Genomic DNA, 19,230 nt, shown 5'->3' on the forward strand with positions numbered 1-19,230 from the left:
ATATAATACAATAAAAAACACGCAAATGCAAATGGGTTATTCACTTGGAGGTAAAGCCGGAGTCTGTTCGGCAGGCGCGGGTTCAACGGGCGTCGGCTCGATCGGCTCAGGTTCGACGGGAACGGGTTCGATCAGCGCTGGTTCTGCCGGAGTCGGCTCTGGCAAAACAGGTTCCTCGATTATTGGCTCGCTTGCCGGCTCAATGGGTTCCTCCGGCGCGTCAATAATTTCTTCCGGAGCGATTGGCTCTTCTTCGGGAATAATGGGTTCATCCGGCGCAACGGGTTCAATATTGTTCTCCCCGAAAACCTGCTGAATTAAATCCGCGCCCAAAACTATCACCAAATCGCTGTTGCCGTAAAAACCGACTTCCCCGCTCATCAAATCAAACGGCACGACTTCTCCGCCCGTAATGCTTTGAATTTCCAGCAAAGCGTTTTGATCAATATTCAAATCGACCTGATAAATTTCAGTATTATCATAGCGCATGATCGGATCTTGACCTATATAAACGGTATAACCCAGCCCGCGCAAACTTTCCACGATATTTACGATATCCAAATTCGCTCCGTTAAGCAAAGTGATTTCAATCATTGACCGATCAATGGTCACTTCCGGTAAAACCGGCTCGCCGGCGTCCGCTTCGTTGCCCACGACTCCGAAAGCCAGCCAGGAAAAATTTATTGAGAAGGCGCAAACGCCATTATTATTGAACGTCTCTTCCGGCAAACAAAGCGGCTCGGCTATGTTTATGGTGAACCCTTCTTTGCTCTTGCCGGTAATGACGAATCTGCCGTCCCAGATGTCAAAAGCGTTGTCGGCCGCGGTCAAACCGTATAATTCCGGGGTCACGGAAATTCTGGGCAATTCTTCATAAGGCCTATCGAAATTGACCTTAACGAACGTCAGATCCGCCGAAGCGATGGTCGCGACTCCGGACATTTCGTCGCTGACATAAATTCTCTTTTCAGCGGTCAGATCTCCGGCCACGCTCAAACCGCCTTCGACTCGCAAGTCCGCCAAAATCTTCATGTCCGTTTTCACTTCCAAATATTTGTCCGCTCCGTCAGGATAAACGACAGTCAAGACTTCGGCCAAGGAAGAATCGGTTAAATTAAGAGCCGCGTCCGGACCGATGATGGCCGAAATGGGATCGGAAACCAAATCTCCGGATCCTTCAAGCAAGGCCGCGGCCAAGGCGTTCGAGCCGTTATTTCTGGAAATTAAAACTTTGATGCTGTCAGACCCCGAGAACAAAGATTCCAACGCGATACCGATGGTCGGATCGCCGAGCGAAGCTTTCATGGCCACGCCGGGGATTGACGAGGTCGTCAAATAATCTCCTTGCCTGATGGCGCCGTTTTCGACATTGACTTTGGTGGGCAACTGTCCGATCAAACCGATCAATTTGTAATGTGTGTTGTTGTCGCCGTACCGATCGTTGCCGACAAATGCCGGGGACGTAGACACCACTCCCATGGCCAGCGCGTCCGACGAGGCAACGCAACGTTTCACCCCGTTGCTGTGTGCTCTGTCCACGCAAACTATTTCTCCGGGCACAAGATTAGAATCAATACTGAAGAAATATTCCGCATAGTCGGATCCGGTGGAAGCGTAAGTGACGCCATCCGCGCCATTGCCGTGGATTTTTCCTCCTTCGGTGCCGTCGCCGTCCGCGAACTGCACCCATTTATTCGTGGCGCCAAAGCCCGCGTCTTCTCCGGCCTGAATCCAGACTCCCATATTGCCGGTGGTGCCGCCGTCATTGAATACTTTCAACGAATAATCCGAAGATTTGCTGTTGATCTCAGCGTCGCCGTTGATTCTAAAAAGCTGGTTGGCGATGGAACTCGCGAATTCCCCGTAAACCAAAGACAAAGTTTGATCTTGAAGTCTATTGGAGTTAGCAGAAGCTTTACTGCTTATATACAATTTATAAGAATCGGAAGTGGTGGTGGCGGAAGCTCCGGCATAAGATCCAATGGCCACATTATAAGTTCCAGTATCCAAATCATCCAAGGCGTAGTTTCCCAGCGCCACATTATATGAACCCGTGGTAAAATCATCCAGGGTCGACCTGCCTATACCGATATTATAATTGCCCCCGGCTGATGTTCCCGCTCCCGCCGCATTGTAACCGACGCCGATATTGTATGTTCCGGTGAGAATGTAATATCCGCTTTGAAAGCCAATCATGGTATTAGATCCTCCAGTCGCTCTATATAACGAATCAGTACCAACCGCGGTGCTGTAACTGTTTGTTGAAATTGCTTGCAAAGAATTTCTGCCGACCGCTACATTCTCGTGGCCGCTAGTATTTGAATCAAGGGTGTTAGCGCCAACAGCAACACTGTCAAAACCACCTGCGGTGGCGGTCATTGAGTTAAACCCAATTGCCACGTTGTAATATGCCGTATCATCAGCGACCGCCAAGGCGCTGCTTCCTATCGCCACATTATGATGAGCTAGAGAAGTTGCCACTGAACTCAAAGCGTTATTACCCATCGCCACATTATTGGCACCGACATTATTAGTCATGGCTCCGGAGCCTACCGCTACATTATAGTCTCCGGTATTAAGCATCAGGGCCTCATAACCAATGGCGGTATTATAACTGTTTGCGCTGACCGCTGATAATGATGAATATCCAACTGCGGTATTGTATGATCCCGTATGGGAATTCATGGCATTATATCCCACCGCCGTGAGACCAGACTGGGTGTTCGCCGTCTGCAACACGCCCGGACCTATACCGACGTTATAATCGCCCGTGGTGAGAGCGGCCAGCGCTGACTCGCCGACAGAAATATTGTATGTGCCTCCGGCCTGAACCACCGCCAGAGCGCTCGGACCGACGGCCACCGAATTGTTGTCAAAATCAAGATAACCGCTGCCCACTGTCAATCTCTTCCCGGCGACATTAAACCACAATTCAGCATCAGCGGTCGCGTTAGAGCCGATGACCAAATCATCATTGCTTGCGGTTAAATATGTAAAAGTTCCGGCATCGGTAAAAAGACCGGATCCTCCCGGCGCGGCGCCGGTCAGGCTCGCCCAAGTCGCGCCCGTGTAGCCTTCAAAATCCCCTCCCGTCCAGCGCAAATTACCGGCCGTGGTATCATCCGTATTGCCTATTCTGATGCCGTCGCTGAAACCGACCACGGTGGCCGTCGCGTTGTCGATGATCGAACCGTTGCTGAGCTGAATGTCTCCGCTGGTAAAAGTCAGGCCGTTCATGTCAATTCCATAGCCCGCGCTGCCGCTGTCCGAAGCCAGACTGATATAACTGTCGATAAAAGCGTTTTTGGAAACGACTTGCAAACCGTACGCTCCGTTGACTTCAGTTCCGGAAGCATCGACGATAATTTTACCGCCGTAAATGCTGTCCGCGGACGCGCCTCCCGAATTGGTCACGGACACATTGAATCCATATAACTTTTGAGCGACCGCGCTTTGATTGGTTAAAGCGAAATTGTAACCGTACAAAGAACCGCTGAAACCCGCTTGTCCCAAGGCCGAACCGCCGTATCCGGTCGCATTTCCGCTGCCGGAATGATATAGAAGATTGTCAAAACCCGTTAAACTGCCCGCCCCGGAATGCGAAAGGATGTTCCATGAACCTCTTACCGAACCGACACCGTCAAAGCCGCCTTGTCCGGTATCCGCAAAATCCCAAAAAGTGTAACCGACTATATCAGAAGTGGCGGTCGTGCCATCAACATTCACATTATTTGCGATGCGCAAAGTGCCGGCCTCATCAGCGGCATGGATTCCCAGCGTAATTTGCTGGCCCATTAAATTATTATATGCTCCCGTTAAAGCGGCCGATGAGCCCGCGTAAATATCTATCGCCTGAAGATTGTTGGTGTTGCCGCGGAAATTAACGTCCAAGGCGGCCGACGCGTGAGCGTCGCTTGAAGCGTCAATGGCCAATTGCTGCGAACCGACCGTATTGTTGAATAAAAACGGAGCGTCAGCCGTGGCATTTGAACCGATAACCAAATCATCGCCGCTAGCCGTTAAATATGTAAAAGTTCCGGCATCGGTAAAAAGACTTGATCCTCCCGGAGCGGCGCCGGTCAGGCTCTCCCAAGTCGCGCCCGTGTACCCTTCGAAATCCGCGCCCGTCCATCTAATATTGCCGGCCGTGGTATCGTCGGTATTGCCGATTCTGATGCCATCGCTGAAACCGGTTACGGTCGCGGTGGCATTGGAAATGATCGAACCGTTGCTCAGCTCGATATCGCCACTGGCGAAAGTCAGTCCATTCATGGTCAAACCATAGCCGGCGCTGCCGCTGTCCGAGGTCAAACTGATATAATTTTCGATGTAAGCGTTTTTTGAAACTATCTGCAATCCGTAAGCGCCATTAACTTCGGCCCCGGACGCGTCAACCGTAATTTTTCCTCCATAGATGGAATCCGCTGACGCGCCTCCGGAATTGGTCACGGCAATATCCATGCCAAGCAAACTCTGCGCGGACGCGCTTTGATTGGTTAACGTAAGTTTGTAGCCGTACAATGACCCGCTGAATGAACCCGAACCATACACTTGCGGATTCACTCCATAAACGGTGCCGCTGCCCGAGCTGGTGGTGGAGCCGCCAAGGCCGGTTACCGAACCGCTACCCGTATGCCACAAATAATTTTGAAAACCGGTCAGACTACCGCTGCCCGTATGGGAGATTAAAGAATACGCGCCGGTCGCCGAACCGACTCCGGACAAACCATCTTGTCCGGTCTGAGAATTATCGAAAAAAGCGTAACCAATGATATCCGAAGTGGCGTTCGTGCCATCCACGTCGACATTATTCGCAATGCGAAAAGTGCCGGCCGTGTCCGCCGCGTTATAACCCAGCGTGACTGCTTGACCGAAAAGAAAAGCGCTGGCGCCCAAACCCGCTGATGACCCAGCGTAAATATCAACGGCTTTAAGATTATCCGCGCTGCCGCGAAAATCAATATTCAAAGCTGATGTCGCGTTAGCGTCCGTGGAAGCATTAATTGCCAATTGACGCGAACCGCTGGTAGGGTCAAATAAAAACGGAGCGTCAGCCGTGGCGTTCGCGCCGAAAACCAATTGATCGGTCGAGGCCGTCAAATACGTGAACGAGCCGGCATCCGTAAACAAACTGCCGCCCGGTCCGATGCCCGCGATGGCCGCGTCCAAATCTTCGATCACTCCTTGCACATTATTTTTCGTTGAATAAGTCAAACCATCGGAATACACGCCGACATTATACGCGCCGCTGTCATCGGCGGCCGTAAATTCGCCCAAGGCGGTGGTGCCGATCACCAAGTCGCTGGACGCGGTCAAAGTCAGTTGATTAACCACGGTTAAATTTTGTCCGAAATAGCCGTCATCTTCCACGTAAAGTCCGTAATCCCAAGCCGTGCCCGCCTGATAAATGGCGTATTCATTGCCGGCGCCGGCAGCGCCTTGCAAATCTTTGATATAAAGTCCGTACAAAGCGTCGCCGTCGGTCGCGTCTTGAGTGGCGGTCATTTGCAAAATCGACATGGTGTTGGCGCCGGAGTTCGTATTGGCCGTGAATTGCAAATTCAAAGCGTCGCCCGTCGTTCCCGAAACCGTATGTGAATATTTGCCCGTGACAATTTCGTCTTCAGCCAAAATGGCGAATCCGTCACCGTCCTGACCGTTTAATTTACCCGCGTTAATCGCGTAAGCCACGGCCGTGATTTCTTTTCGGGGCGACATCTCGCCATCCCAAGACGCGGCGCCGGCTTTGCCGCCGACTTCCACGCTCAGCCAATAACCGGCTTCGGTCTGAAAATCGAGCGTGGCCGGAAAGGCCATCAAATCTCCGAGCTTCAATGAAAATAATCCCGAATCAACCGTCGCCAACGAAGTCGTGTCAGTCCAAGTCTCCGTCCAAAGCAAATCACCTGCGCTTTCGGCGTTGTAAATTTTGAATCTGACATGATAATATCCGTCTTTGACTTCTTTGCCGTTGCTGTCAAAAAGCCTGGCTTGATAATTCAAATAATTGCTCACCGCGGCTTTGGTTTCCGGAGAATGCGTATTAAAAGCGTAAAAACCCATGGCCAAACAAACAATCAAAAATATCACCAGCTTGTACGGGCTCGCTTGATCGCGGGTCGAAATAATTTTATCGAATTGTCTTTTCACAGACTACTTTTTTTCAACTTCTTCTTTTATTTCGTTTTTCTTTTGAGCCATTTTAATGATCGCCTTGTTGTAGCTTCTGAGCATCAGGTATAAAATCGCCAAGATCGCCAAACCGACCAACATCAAATGCCATGGAATAATCCAAAATTTCAAATTGCCGATGATTTTCTCATCAGGATCATCCTGCCAAGCCATTTCCAAATGAGCGGTGTATCTGCCAAAGCCGAAATTATGCCATTCGTTTTTCAATTCCTGAACGAAACTGCCCCGTTCTTCCGGACCTCGCCAAATCGGGTGAAACGCCCTGATGCTGTTCGGTAAAATATTGCCTTTTTTCGGATTGGCGGCAATCAACGCGGACGCGCCGATCCAGCCTGAAACCGAAATATCGCCGATCGGCTTGAAATGAACATTGCCCGAATTTTTGATTCTGATCAAAAATTCCACGGGCGGGCGATTAAAAACCTTTTTTCCGCTGGCCAAGGAAAACTCCACCAAATCCGCTCCCTGCCTGATATTGCCGGGCACCGTGACCAAAGTCAGCACACCCGTGTTCTCTCCCAAGCCCACGCCGCCGCTCTGCTCGGAACCCGGAGGTTCAGTGCTGGTGAACAAGGCCGCGTAATGTCCTCCCGGCTCGGCGTCGCTCGGCACTTTTATTTTAAAATTGATTTCTTTGGTCTCGCCGACCATAACCAGCATAAAAGGAAATTCGAATTCAACCCAGCTGGCCAAACCCATTTGACTGTCTTCTTCGGAAGCCAAACCGGCATCGCCTTCTTCGCCCCTGGCGTCGAAATTTCTGGCCATGAAATAATATATGCGCGGCGAATCCGTTTCATTTCTGATGCGATATGATCCTTCATAAACTTTGCCAGGCTCGACCACAATACCTTCAAGCACCGGTGGCATTACGGTCACGGCAAAACTCTCGCCGACAAAACCGAAAAATAATATTGAAACAAGTCCTAAAATAATGAAAGTTTTTTTCATAAAATGCGGAATTGGGAAATATTAAAAACTGGCGGTCACGTAATATGTCATTGTTTGCGTGTAAGTGCCGGAACTGGTGCCGTCGTCGATTTTGGCGCGATGCTGAATCAACGCGGTATTGGTCAGATCCGTTGAAATCGGAGAATTCACGCCCGCGCAATCATACAAATCTTCCACAGTGCTGCCGTCAACGGGCATGGGAGAATCGTCATCCGTGTAATTGCCCAATTCCGTAGCCGCGGTGCCGCCGCTATAACTGCAGCTGCCCGCGGTCACGGCGATGCCATAGGCTTCGGCGCTGCTGTTGGTTATCGCGCCCGCGCCTTCAGTCACCAAATCAATGTCCAACCCGTCGGCCACGGCGCCCGAACCGGACGTGCGCAAGTCGCCGTCACTCGTTATCTTAACCGTGTAACCTCCGCTGGCCGTGGAATAAACTTTCAAACGGTATTCGCAAGTGGCCACCGTGTTTAACCCCAGCAAACCCAAACCGCAGGCGTTGGTATATCCCGTGTCAGTCGTGTTTCTTATTTCAAATCTTAAAATTGTTTCCACTGAAGCCGTCACAGTCACGTCATTTTCATCTCCGGAGTAAAGCAACACTGCGCCGAATTCACTATTGACGCTGGAAGCGGTTAAATAAACGGCATCCATTTGATCCGGAGCGACGGCGGGCGCGGTCAAGGTCAGACAAAATTCCACGCCGTTGCTTGAGGACGTGGTGGTCGATCCGGAAAAAGTATATGTCGCAATCAGACCTATCGAGGTCCAAGCGCCGTCCGGAGTGATGTCTCCATCAATATCCGTGGTGTTGCCGCTGACGCAAGCGGTGTCGAGGCTCCAACCGGCAGGCAATTCTAGAGAAATGGTGTCATCCGAAGCGAACTCTCCCTCAGCGACAAAAGAGAAGAAAACTTCATCGGTCGCGCTCTCCGCGATGTTCGGCCAGGCGCCATGCGAGGCGGGCAGAGCGGGCGTAATCGTGCCGCCGCCATTGTAATTGGCGTCTTCATTGAGATCGGCGTATAAAATTACGCCGTTATCGGCCTGGGCGTCGATCGGAACCAAGGCGACCGAGAAAGTCGCCGTGAAAATAATTATGAAGATGAGGGACGAGATGCTTTTTCTATACATACATATTTTATTTATATTTTATATATTTTATTTTTTTCAAAAACCGGCCACGCAATAATAGCTGGTGGTATGAGTGTAAACTCCTCCGGCCATTTCCGCTGAATCGATTGACGCTTTGTAAATCACGGCCACGCGAGCGTTATCTTGCTTGTCAGTGGAAACGGCCACGTCCTGAGCGGTCGAGCTGATCGGCCAATCACCTGACCCGACGGCTTGATCGCCCGTGGTGGAGATGCCGTATTCCGTGCTGCCGATGCTGACCGTGCCGTCGCTGACATCCACGGTCACATACGGTCCTTCGCCCAATCTCAAATCATGATCTTCGGTAATGTAAACGGTGTAACCGGACTCCGCATTGGTATCGACTTCGGCCATGGCCACGCCCGTGGCCACCGTCGCGTCGGTCAATTGTCCGAGCGACAACATCTGTCTATCCAACAAATACACGGCGTCGTCTCCGCCGGCCGGACTCGCGCTCATGGTCGCTTGATCGCCTGACCATTTATCAACCGTAAAGTCATTGCCAATCACCGAAACGATTTCGCCTATGGCCACTTTTTGCCCTTGACCTTCATTTTCAACCACGGCGATAAAGTCGCCGCTGGCAAAACCGATTGCCGAAGAAACCGTCACCGAAAAAGCGGCCAAGTCAAAAGCGGAATAATCCACCCGACTGCCGTCGTTTTGCGCGTTGACTCGAAATTGCAATTTGGGTTTTTCCGCCTGTCTGTATCCGGCGTTCACCGACCAATTGCTGCTGGCGCTCTGGCCCGAGCTCAATTGCCCCAAGGTGTCTATGGCTTGATAATTGGTCGAAGACGAATTGTCCGTGCCGCCCGAATTCAGAGAATCCCAATCAATAATGTAATTCGAGCTGGTCATGGCAAACACAATCTCCTTGCCGCCGAAAATTTGGCAAGTCAAAAGCGTCAATAAAATCGCGATCGTAAATTTAACATTTTTTAAAACCATAAAAACCGGAAGTATTTCCTCAATATTCAAAATGAAACCTCATACACTGAAATGGGCTTAAAAATTTAAATTTCTTCGACTTTTTCTCCCGGAGAAAAAAGAATTCTCCATATAAAATTATACCACAAAACATTGAAATAAATCTGACTTTATTGTGAAAATGTGGATAAAAAAAAGAAAGCGCGCTCGCTTTCATGGCTTTGTTTCAAATTCATTGGCAAAATCAAACCATTTTCCCAGCTGTTTTGCCGATATTTCTTTTATAATCCGCTGATTTTCTCCTTGACGGCGTGCGGTATCGGGTCAATTTTTTATTTGTTTTTTTCGAATAATTTTTCATAATGACAAACTTCCCCCCTAGTCCAAACCGATGCTGTCATCTCGACCGTAGTACCGCCCCGTTCGTCATTCCCGCGAAAGCCTGCCTGCCGGCAGGCAGGCGGGAATCCACAAAACAGCGACAATGGCATAGGCGGTGCGTTTAATGAAAAAGATTCTTCCATTCCAGCTTGCTCCGAGCGACCCCGAGTGGGAGTCGAGGGGGCGAAATGACAAACACTATTTAACGCGCAAAATCTTGCTGATCTTTTATCTGGTACTATCTCGCACGCAAAATCTTGTACATCTTGTACCCCAAATCCCACACCTTCAAAACAACCGGCCTGAAAATAAGCTGATAGCACCCCAAATACTCAAAAATCGGCCGGCTCGGGTCAAAACCTTGTTTGAATCTGGTAATACCCTGCCAGGACTTTTCCTTTTTCACTTTGGAATCAGCGGGCGCGGCTCCCCAAAAATCATAAATTTCAAAGCCTTCTTTTTTCGCGTCGCAAATAGCGCGCCACTGTAAAAGGTGCGGGGCCATGACATTGCGATATTTATCCGAAGAGGCGCCGAAAAGGTAGGTGGCCACGTTTTTATAATAAACGCACAAAATCCCGGCCACAACTTTGTTTTCAAATTTCGCCAAATACAATTTCGAAAAATCGAATTTTAAAATATCCTCGAAATATTTCAGCGGGTACGCGCCGAATTTTTGCCGAGCCGTTGTTTGTTTCAATAATTCAAAGAACGTGGCCGCGTCTTTTGACTCCTCGACCTTCACTCCCTTTTTCTCAGCCAGCCTGATATTATATCTGGTTTTCTGGCTCATTTTCGCCAGCAATTCGTCTTCAGACTGTGAAATATCGAGCATGATGGTGTGGGCCGGCTGGACTTCGTCATTTGATTTTTTCAAACCCAGATTCTCAAAAGCTTTTTTCCAAACATTTTTTTCATCAATGGCCAAGCTCGACCACTTTTCTTTTTCCGGCAAATTTCCGGCGTCAATTATCACATTGGGATCGATTCGAAAAAGCAATGATTTGTTTTCTTTGGCAATCGCACGGACTTTTTCAAATAATAATTTCAAAACCTGCTCGAGCTTTTGCTCGTCATTTAAAATTTCATCGCAAACGACCGGGCCTCTGGGGCAATACAAGCCGTTTTGTCCGATCAAAAACCGATGTTTCCAAAAAAACATTTGCGCCAAGATTTTCTCGCCGTCTTTTACCTCCAATCGCCAGATTTTTTGCTGGCGGCCGGACTGAAATTCGCCCCATTCAAAAGATTGTAAAAGAGAGCCGGTTTTTTGGGCGGCGTTGAAGGAAGAATAGGGGGTTTGAATTTGAGATTGTTCGACAATCATAATGCAAAGGTGTAAGCCTAATAAAATTATTCAATTTCAATGACGAGGATTTTTGTTTTTCAATTGCCGCTCATTACTGCCATTAATGACGCTCTTTCCGGTTTTGCTTTCAATGTCCTTTCTGGCATTACCGGCCACGCTTCCGCCATCTCTTGCCACGATTTTATTTTCATCCATATTTTTCGGCTGACGTTTTTGGGAAATTTCGGTCGTGGCGGTTTCGGCAAGCATATTCAAAACCAGCTCAAGATTCGTCATATTATCGCGTAAATTTTCCTTTTTCAAATTTTTCAACCGCTTGTATTCTTTGGTGGTCAATCCTGCCCAAGCCTTGATTATCTCATCGGTGAGAATGGCAAATTCCAATCCATCTTTCACGCCGCGCTTTTCCCATTCATCGGTCAACGCTTTTCTTATTTCAATACTTTTTAAGCGTTGATTGATCCATTCCTGACTGTACCCCTTTTGCCAATAAGTCTTTAGCGCGCGGTCTATCGCCAATTCCGGATCAGCGGTCTCCTCCAGCCGTTCATATCCCACGCGCGCCAGCCAAAGTTTAAATGGTTCGGCATTGGGAGAAGGGATGGACTGGATAAGACGAAGCATGGTTTCGGTATCAGCCGCGTCAGTAAGACGCATTTTGCCGTCCGGGGCAATCATTTTCAAAGCGTTACATTTTGTAACGGTTTCATTTGAACCTTCATCAATCAATCGTTTTTTCAGCACGCGCCAATAAACCTGCGGATTATCACTCTTTGTAAGAACCGCTATTACATCAGCTACCGAGAAATACCAGATTTCCTTTTCTCCGTCCCAATGACGGCGAATTTGATTTCCTTCAAAAATCGCTATTGTTTTGTTTTTTGATTCCTTTTTTGCCATGATATTTACAAATTTATTTCAAAAACTTATTTTTCTTTCCGGCTAAAAATTTTCTCTCCGTCTTTTACCTCCAACCGCCGGATTTTTTGCTGGCGGGTTTTTTGGAATTCGGACCAATTCAAGGATTGCAAAAGAGAGGAGGTTTTTGGGGAAAGGGCAAAATTTTGCCAGGAGGTTTGATCAGAAAATTCTTCGATTCTCATTATATTAAAAAATTATTCTTTAAATATTAAATATTTTTTAAAAAGTTCTCTTGATTCGTCAAATTGTTTTTGAAACCAAGTCAACAAATCATAACTTTCTTGAGCCAACCCTGTTCTTTTATCTCCAATAGGTAACCTTGCATCATTCAATAATCTGCTCACCATTGCTAAACGTATCGCCTTTCCTCTTAGAGTGTCAATATAATTGGGAATCTCTTTATCAAATAGAAATTCTCTTTCATTTGTATCTGCGATAAATTGATTTAGGACTTTAGGGTTAACTGTCGCATTAATCATGGCATCACGCAATAAAGCAGTGATTGCCTTATATATCGTGTATCTTCTGTCATATAGATTTAATTTAAATTGATCAGATCTTGTTCTGTGTTCTTGATATGCGATATACGCTACAAAAATAGCAATCATGGGGGTCAATAGGCCTGATAGTATTACTATCAATCTAACATATTCGATCATCTCCGTTATTTTATGAATTATTGACACGGTAAACATAACGACAAACATACTTAACTGTAAAAAAATAATTGATCAAGAATCAAAATCAACTGTAAAGCACGTTGCTTTGTATATTGTTGTGGTTCCGCAACTCCGTGGCCCGCTGAATTGCGCGACATACCAATATTTCCAGCCTCGACATTAAAGGTTGCAAAGACAACATCCTTTAAGTATGTTAAAAATGGCAGAGGAAATAACAATGAATGATCTGAACCAGTTTTATTTTTCGCCTTTTCGACAATGTGTTTGGATAACTCGTATGATTTTATTCCAACGCCTTTCCCCGTATCTACAAAATAAAGTATTCTCAATACTCCTTCAATCTCAGACCACAATGTTTTTATGCAAGTCACAAATCCATCCGGATTATTTTGCATATAAGCATTAACACCAGCCCCAATCAAAGCCTTTTTTTCTGAAAAAATTTTGTTTTGCCACCACTTTTCTGTTATTTTCTTTATGCGACTTGAATCAAAACTATCTACAATAATTTTAATTCTGTTTTCAAAATCAAATCTGTTTTGATAGACTTCAGTCAATTGCTTGTAAGCAATGGCAATAATCTCTATAAAAGGGAACCAACCATCTTTCCTCATATCAGCGAACTGAGCCCCCGCCTCCAGGGTTTTATAAACATGATAAAAAGAAAGATATCTATACAATCCGCCTATAGATAATTCCATTTTCTCCATATCTAATTGTTGGTGATCTCCCGTGTGGAAATCAACCGCAGTAAAATCAAAAAATAATCCAAATCGCCATCCAACTTTAAAACAATAAATTACACTGTCATTTGAAACAATACTTATATCACCAAACTTTATTTTTCTGATGTCTGCGACGTCGGCATCGGTTATGGCCTCTCCAACCTTTACATCTCTCTTTGCCTTAATTTCAACTAATACTTTAAAATCATTCACATATAGATCCGCGCTCAAATCATCATGTATAACAATGAGGAACTGGCATACTGAATCTTCCAGAACACCTGCTCGGGATAGAAACAAGTTTGATATTTGATCCATGTATTTGTAAAAAACCGGCTCGTCTGACGTTAACTTAGCGCGTATTAAAATTTCTGCCACCTCGCCGTCTTTTACATTCTTGGTAGAAAAGCCAGCAAGATTATCGACTTTATCAAAGTAAAATTTCATATTAATTTAATGTCTCAAAAATCTTCTTTACTAATTTCGTCCTCGCGTAAAAAGCGCGCGTTATCGGTCGCCTTTACTAAACCCACCACGCCTGAAACTCCGGATACGTCAGGGAATCGTAAAAATCCAAATATTTATCATCCTCCCAAACCAGCTCCGTGAAATTCTTCAGATCTTCATTATATCCGCGGCACATGACTTTCAAGCGCGCCAGCGGATTGAATCTTAACATGATTTTAGCGGAAGTGGGAGAGATATTGATTTCCATATTTTTTAATTGAGTTTGTATTTCCCTCTGCCCAAAAACTTCAAATACCCGCCATCGCGCAAAAACTGCAACTGCTGGCGGATTTTGTCTTTGATATGCTTATTTTCTGGATGCAAAAGGCTTAATTCTTTTTCAAAAGCATACATTTCATCGAGCGAAAATTCTTTTTTCCCGACTTGATCAACGCAGCACATGACGTCAAGCGTCCAGCCTTTGGCTGATATTTCTTTTTCTTCTCGCAAAAACAAAGTTTTCTTCCAGTCGTCCAGCACCTTTTTCTTCGGCGCAATTCGCTTATCTCGGACGAAAAATATTTTGCCGGTTTGAGGAATGCTTTTTAGAATGATATTGCAGCCCACCCAGCCGGCGCGGCGAGCGGATGGAGGAAGCGGCTTTCGTTTCTCGATCATTTCAGGCACGAAAAAATGTTTGGGGATCACGATAAAATTTATTACCTGCAAGCTCTTCAAATTATAATTTAGAAAAAAGAAATTGGGATTGGCGCTGCTTTTCAGACGATCCAACATGGTCTTATACGCTCCGTCGACTATTTTCAAACCCATGGAATCTCTTTTACTTTTCAATTCATAATCTTCCAGGCAATTGGCGCAATAAAAATCGGCTGCCGGCCGATTATTCGGATATTTATCGATTTCAACGCGGCCGCAATTCGGACAAAAGATGGAATGATCAACCCAATTTTCCGTCAAAACGCGCGCTTTTTGCGAAGCGCTTTTATAATTTGTAGCTAACTTTTTATCAAAAAATAATTTCATGTTTATTAGACTTTAAAATTTATTTACAAGCCCGCGCGACCCATCTGCCATGGCTATCCAAATCCAATTGCAGATCTCTAAATTTTGAAAACAATTTTTGAACTTCCTCCCTTGTATAAAAACTGTGAGGCAATCCTTTTTCCGGACCCGATAATGGGGCGAAAGTCCCTTCGGATATTTCCTGATGATTTTTAAAAGTATTCCATTTCTTACTGCTTTCAAGATCAGGCAACGTAATGAAGGTTCTTCCATTGGTAACAATTGACTCAAAAATTCTATTTATCAAAGATTGAACCTGCGCCTTTGTTCCATGGTGGATCGTGGCGATGGACAGTATCAAATCGTATTTATCCTTAGGAATTTCAAATTCAAACATATTCGAGCAAAGAATGACGGAATCATCGCCCAGCTCTTTTTTTGTCATTTCCACCGCTGTTTCACTCGAATCAATGCCATCTGTTTTAAATCCGCCTGCTTCCAAAAATTGCAAATATTTTCCCGTACCGCACCCGATATCCAAAACATATTTAATTTCAAAATCAGATTGATTTAAAAATTCTTTAAATAAAGGATGGATTTCTTCCGAAAGAGTCGCCCAAGCTTGGCCGCCTTGCTGATAATTCTTATAAATTTTATCCCAAATAGTCATATTTATTTTATTGATCCAACCAATTCCACTTCATCCCCCTCGACCAAAACAGCTTGATTATCCGTTATTTCCTTAATTTCATAAGAGACCTTTTTCTTCCATTCATCAATAACATCCTTGTCGCTTTCTTCATAGTGCGGCGCCACGGCGAAATCGACAAACCCCAATCCTTTTGTATTCCGCAAATCAACATCGTTTTCATCCCAAGGAGCGGCGGTTTCAATGTCAGGCCCGGCCACAATGCTGCCGGCGCTGACGCCGACGTAAACGCCATCAAAACCGTTTAATATCCGGTCAAATTCCGATTCGCGGATCTTATTCAATAAATAAAAACTATTGCCTCCGCAGACGTAAATGACATCATAGCCGGCAACTTCATCGGTTTTTATTGTATGATCCAATTCCAGCGTTTTTATGTCTTTAATCCCCAAATCCAGTAATTCTTTATATGATTCCTTTACGTATTTTAATTCTTCATCGCTTCGCGAGGCTGTCGGCACGAAAATCACTCGTATTTCGCGTGACGGTTTGCCGCACAATTCAATAAATTTTTCAGCGACCTTTTTATTCAAAAACCCCGCCGATGTAAGTAAAATTTTTTCCATATTAATTACAAATTCCAGCTTCCATGCCCTCGTCCCTAACCTCCAGCCTCCCAAAATTACCGTCCTCCTAAAAACTTTAACGCCTCTTTCAATTGCTCCCCCGAATCCACGATTTCCTTTGAAACTTTGCTCAAAGCGTCTCTGGCCTGCTGTTTGCTGTAGCCGAGAGTCATCAAGGCTTCTACGGTATCATTATTAATTGACACCGCTTCAAACGAATCAGCGCCTTCCAAATACTCGACTTTATTTTTTAATTCCAAAACGATTCGCTCGGCCGTTTTTTTGCCCAAGCCCGACACTTCATCGAAAACTTCGGCTTGCCCATTGGCAATGGCTGACAATATCTGATTGACCGAATACGCGGCAAAGACATTGAGCGCGGTTTTCGGGCCCACGCCATTAACCGAGATCAATTTTTCAAAAAGCCCCAGCTCTTCAAAGCTCGAAAACCCGAAAAGGTCATCAGCGTCTTCCCTGATATTTTCATAAAGATAAAATTCTGCCGCGTCGCCGATACTCAACTCGGCCAACAGTTTTTTATTGGTGAATATTTTATAACCCAGGTCATTTCTTGCCAAAATTACGAAATTTTCGCCTTTGTTTTTGATTGTTCCCTTGATGAATGAAAGCATATTTATATCTATTTTAGCACGAATTGGGTGAGTTTACGAGATTACAGATAAACATACAGATTGTACAGATTGGAAATTATGGAGCTAATCTCGTATAATCTGTACTCAAATCTCGTAATCTTGTATATTCAACTTCCTCAATACCGTAAACTCCGGCGCTGGCCTATCCAGTCCAATCAAAACACTCAAACCCTGCCCGCCATGAGCTTCGGTCAATGGCTCTTTGGTCTTTGAATCAAACATTTCCTTTATGGTCATTGAAAAATTTTCACCCTTTGGCGCCACCAGCTCCACCTCGTCTCCTATTTTAATAACATTATGAACCTTGACTTCCGCATATTTGTAATTATTCGTAATTTCATCATTTTTTGTATTTGTAACCATCCCAACGAATTCATAATCGCAACCCTCATGCCCGCTCTCATACCTTTGCTCGACATTTTCTTTTCCAAATAAAAATCCGGTCGTAAATCCGCGATTGATGTTTTTTTTCAATTCTTCTTTCAATCTTGCCGCTATGTTTTTGAAATCTTTTTCATTGATTGAATCAATCGCTTGGCGATAAGCTTTGGTGGCCGTGGCCGCGTAATAAACGCTCTTGGCCCGACCTTCAATTTTAAAGCTCGACACGCCGGCCTTTGCCAAATCCTTCAAATATTCAATCAAACACAAATCTTTGGAATTTAAAATGTACGTTCCATGCTCGTCTTCGGTTATTTCCAAAAATTCTCCAGGCCTTTTCACTTCTTCAATATAAAAATCCGATCTTTTATTTTCGAGGGATCGGAAAGGCAAGCTTTCCGCCGGTGATTTTCCCTCCATTAAAATATCATCCATTTTTTTTATTTTTGATATTTTATTTTTTATTTTATATTCCCACCGGCACGGCTGCGTGCAATCGCCCAGGTTGGCGCTTTGATTCATAAAATATTTCGACAATAAACATCTGCCCGAATACGACACGCACATGGCGCCGTGAACGAAAGCTTCCAATTCGACCTCGGGAACTTTTTCGTGAATTTCTTTGATCTGATCAAGCGTGACTTCGCGCGCCAAAATGATTCTTTTCACTCCTTGATCAAACCAAAACTTGGCCGCGCGCCAATTCGTGCAATTCGCTTGCGTGCTAAGATGAATTTCCGCCTCCGGCCAAATTTCTTTGATCAAAGTCAAAACTCCGGGATCGGAGACGATCAGCGCATCCGGTTTTATTTTTTTCAATTCAAGCAAATATTTTTCAAGCTCGGGCAAATGAAAATTGTGCGCGAAAATATTAACCGTGATAAAAACTTTTTTGCCCAGATCATGAGCGTATTCAATGCCGTCTTTCAAACATTCCAAATCGAATTGATTGATTCGAACCCGAAGCGAAAAATCCGGAATACCGCAATACACCGCGTCCGCTCCAAAAGCGAATGCAGTCTTTAATTTTTCCAAATTTCCGGCCGGGGCCAGCAATTCCGATTTTATAAAATCGTTCATATTAACGAAATTTTAGCATATTTTGGGAAAAAATCAATGGCGCGGGCGGACGGGCAATCGCCCGTTGTAGAGACGCGCCATGGCGCGTCTCTACGCGCCGCAACGCGGCGCCCGCCCGCGCCAATCAAAAAACCGCCTGATTGGAATTTGGCGGTTTTTTATTTTAAATTCTTTTATGCCTGATCAACCCAGAACACGGAATTATTTCCAGCTTCTTTTTTTCCAATTGATCCAAAAGCAAATTGACGCCGATCGAATCAGATGACATATGCCCGGCGATCAGAGCGTTCAAATGATTTTTCTCCGCTTCTTCTTTATGCTGTTCGCTAATGTGCATGCCGATGATCGTGCCAATGCCGGCATTGGCCATCTTTTCGTAAATCTGCGGATTGCCTTCCGTGCCGCCCGTAATTTCAGTAATCGCTATTTTGCCGCAACGATTGTTTTCATGACCGGAAAAAAGCATTGGTCCGGCGCCCATCTTTCTCGCTTCCTCATATTCCGGAATCGCGTTGAAAAGCTTCATCAAATCTCCGACGTATTCGAATTTCTTTTTCGAAATTTGTTTTTTCAAAAAATCAGCCACCAAATTATCGCAAATGGTGTGGCAACATATGAAATTGATATCAAGCAGTTGGGCGGCGTCCACAGCGCTGTTGTAATTTTTGCTCCCGACATTTCGCGCCACCTCGGAAATCTTCACCTTAAAAAGTCCTTCGGCCACATTGACGGGCACTCCGTATCCGGCCAACACCTCGACTTGAAGATCAATCACTTGCGGCACGTTGGCCAGGGCTTTGCCTCGAGGATGATGGGAAATCACCAAATCCACGCCCAGTTCTTTGGCCAAAAGAATTTCAGCGGTATCAATATCTATGCCGACCAAAATCTTTTTCACCTCTTTTTTATTGTCATACAAAATCGCGGAATCAGCGTACGGATTGACCAGCCGATCCTTGTCGAAGAATCTTTTTTCCTCTTTGGACGCTTTGTCGAAAAGATCTTTTTGTCTGGCCAAATATTTTTGCACGGACTTTGTCCCGCGAAGATCCGCGGCTTGACCCATCTTTAAAGCCAATTCGAATATTTGTTGTACTTTCATATTGTTATTTAAAGCGCGGGCGACG

General features: G+C 45.5%; 15 protein-coding genes. All 15 read right to left on the reverse strand.

Annotation, left to right across the window (positions count from 1 at the left end; translation table 11 throughout):
* Positions 1-36: 36 nt before the first annotated feature.
* A complete protein-coding gene (locus tag VMX18_03330) occupies positions 37-6,150 on the reverse strand; it encodes a hypothetical protein (protein HUT22410.1) in 6,114 nt (2,037 codons plus the stop codon).
* Positions 6,151-6,153: 3 nt separating this feature from the next.
* Positions 6,154-7,143: a hypothetical protein gene (locus VMX18_03335; GenBank protein ID HUT22411.1), complete on the reverse strand. Its 990-nt coding sequence runs from the start codon at positions 7,141-7,143 to the stop codon at positions 6,154-6,156.
* A 21-nt stretch (positions 7,144-7,164) separates the two neighbouring features.
* Positions 7,165-8,277: a hypothetical protein gene (locus tag VMX18_03340; GenBank protein ID HUT22412.1), complete on the reverse strand. Its 1,113-nt coding sequence runs from the start codon at positions 8,275-8,277 to the stop codon at positions 7,165-7,167.
* Positions 8,278-8,313: 36 nt separating this feature from the next.
* Positions 8,314-9,249, reverse strand: a complete 936-nt coding sequence (locus tag VMX18_03345) for a hypothetical protein (GenBank protein HUT22413.1) — start codon at positions 9,247-9,249, stop codon at positions 8,314-8,316.
* A 598-nt stretch (positions 9,250-9,847) separates the two neighbouring features.
* Positions 9,848-10,936: a peptidoglycan bridge formation glycyltransferase FemA/FemB family protein gene (locus VMX18_03350; GenBank protein ID HUT22414.1), complete on the reverse strand. Its 1,089-nt coding sequence runs from the start codon at positions 10,934-10,936 to the stop codon at positions 9,848-9,850.
* 36 nt (positions 10,937-10,972) lie between these two features.
* On the reverse strand, positions 10,973-11,818 hold the full coding sequence (locus VMX18_03355; GenBank protein HUT22415.1) for a BRO family protein: 846 nt from the start codon (positions 11,816-11,818) through the stop codon (positions 10,973-10,975).
* Positions 11,819-12,033: 215 nt separating this feature from the next.
* Positions 12,034-12,447, reverse strand: a complete 414-nt coding sequence (locus VMX18_03360) for a hypothetical protein (GenBank protein HUT22416.1) — start codon at positions 12,445-12,447, stop codon at positions 12,034-12,036.
* A 101-nt stretch (positions 12,448-12,548) separates the two neighbouring features.
* Complete coding sequence (locus VMX18_03365; protein ID HUT22417.1) at positions 12,549-13,691, reverse strand: hypothetical protein; 1,143 nt, start codon at positions 13,689-13,691, stop codon at positions 12,549-12,551.
* 76 nt (positions 13,692-13,767) lie between these two features.
* Positions 13,768-13,959 (reverse strand): hypothetical protein, encoded by a 192-nt coding sequence (locus VMX18_03370; GenBank protein HUT22418.1) that lies wholly within the window; start codon positions 13,957-13,959, stop codon positions 13,768-13,770.
* Between the two features lie 5 nt (positions 13,960-13,964).
* On the reverse strand, positions 13,965-14,735 hold the full coding sequence (locus VMX18_03375; protein ID HUT22419.1) for a DpnI domain-containing protein: 771 nt from the start codon (positions 14,733-14,735) through the stop codon (positions 13,965-13,967).
* A gap of 19 nt (positions 14,736-14,754) precedes the next feature.
* Positions 14,755-15,384 carry a class I SAM-dependent methyltransferase gene (locus VMX18_03380; GenBank protein HUT22420.1) on the reverse strand — a complete coding sequence of 210 codons (630 nt, stop codon included), beginning with the start codon at positions 15,382-15,384 and terminating at the stop codon, positions 14,755-14,757.
* A 2-nt stretch (positions 15,385-15,386) separates the two neighbouring features.
* On the reverse strand, positions 15,387-15,989 hold the full coding sequence (locus tag VMX18_03385; protein HUT22421.1) for a Type 1 glutamine amidotransferase-like domain-containing protein: 603 nt from the start codon (positions 15,987-15,989) through the stop codon (positions 15,387-15,389).
* Between the two features lie 56 nt (positions 15,990-16,045).
* A complete protein-coding gene (gene ruvA / locus VMX18_03390; protein HUT22422.1) occupies positions 16,046-16,621 on the reverse strand; it encodes a Holliday junction branch migration protein RuvA in 576 nt (191 codons plus the stop codon).
* Between the two features lie 105 nt (positions 16,622-16,726).
* Positions 16,727-18,103, reverse strand: coding sequence for a U32 family peptidase C-terminal domain-containing protein (locus VMX18_03395; protein ID HUT22423.1), 1,377 nt, complete (start codon positions 18,101-18,103; stop codon positions 16,727-16,729).
* 163 nt (positions 18,104-18,266) lie between these two features.
* Positions 18,267-19,205, reverse strand: coding sequence for a Nif3-like dinuclear metal center hexameric protein (locus VMX18_03400; protein ID HUT22424.1), 939 nt, complete (start codon positions 19,203-19,205; stop codon positions 18,267-18,269).
* Between the last annotated feature and the right edge of the window lie 25 nt (positions 19,206-19,230).

This window comes from Candidatus Bipolaricaulota bacterium (assembly GCA_035528115.1).
Lineage (GTDB): Bacteria > Patescibacteriota > Patescibacteriia > UBA11705 > DATKZF01 > DATKZF01.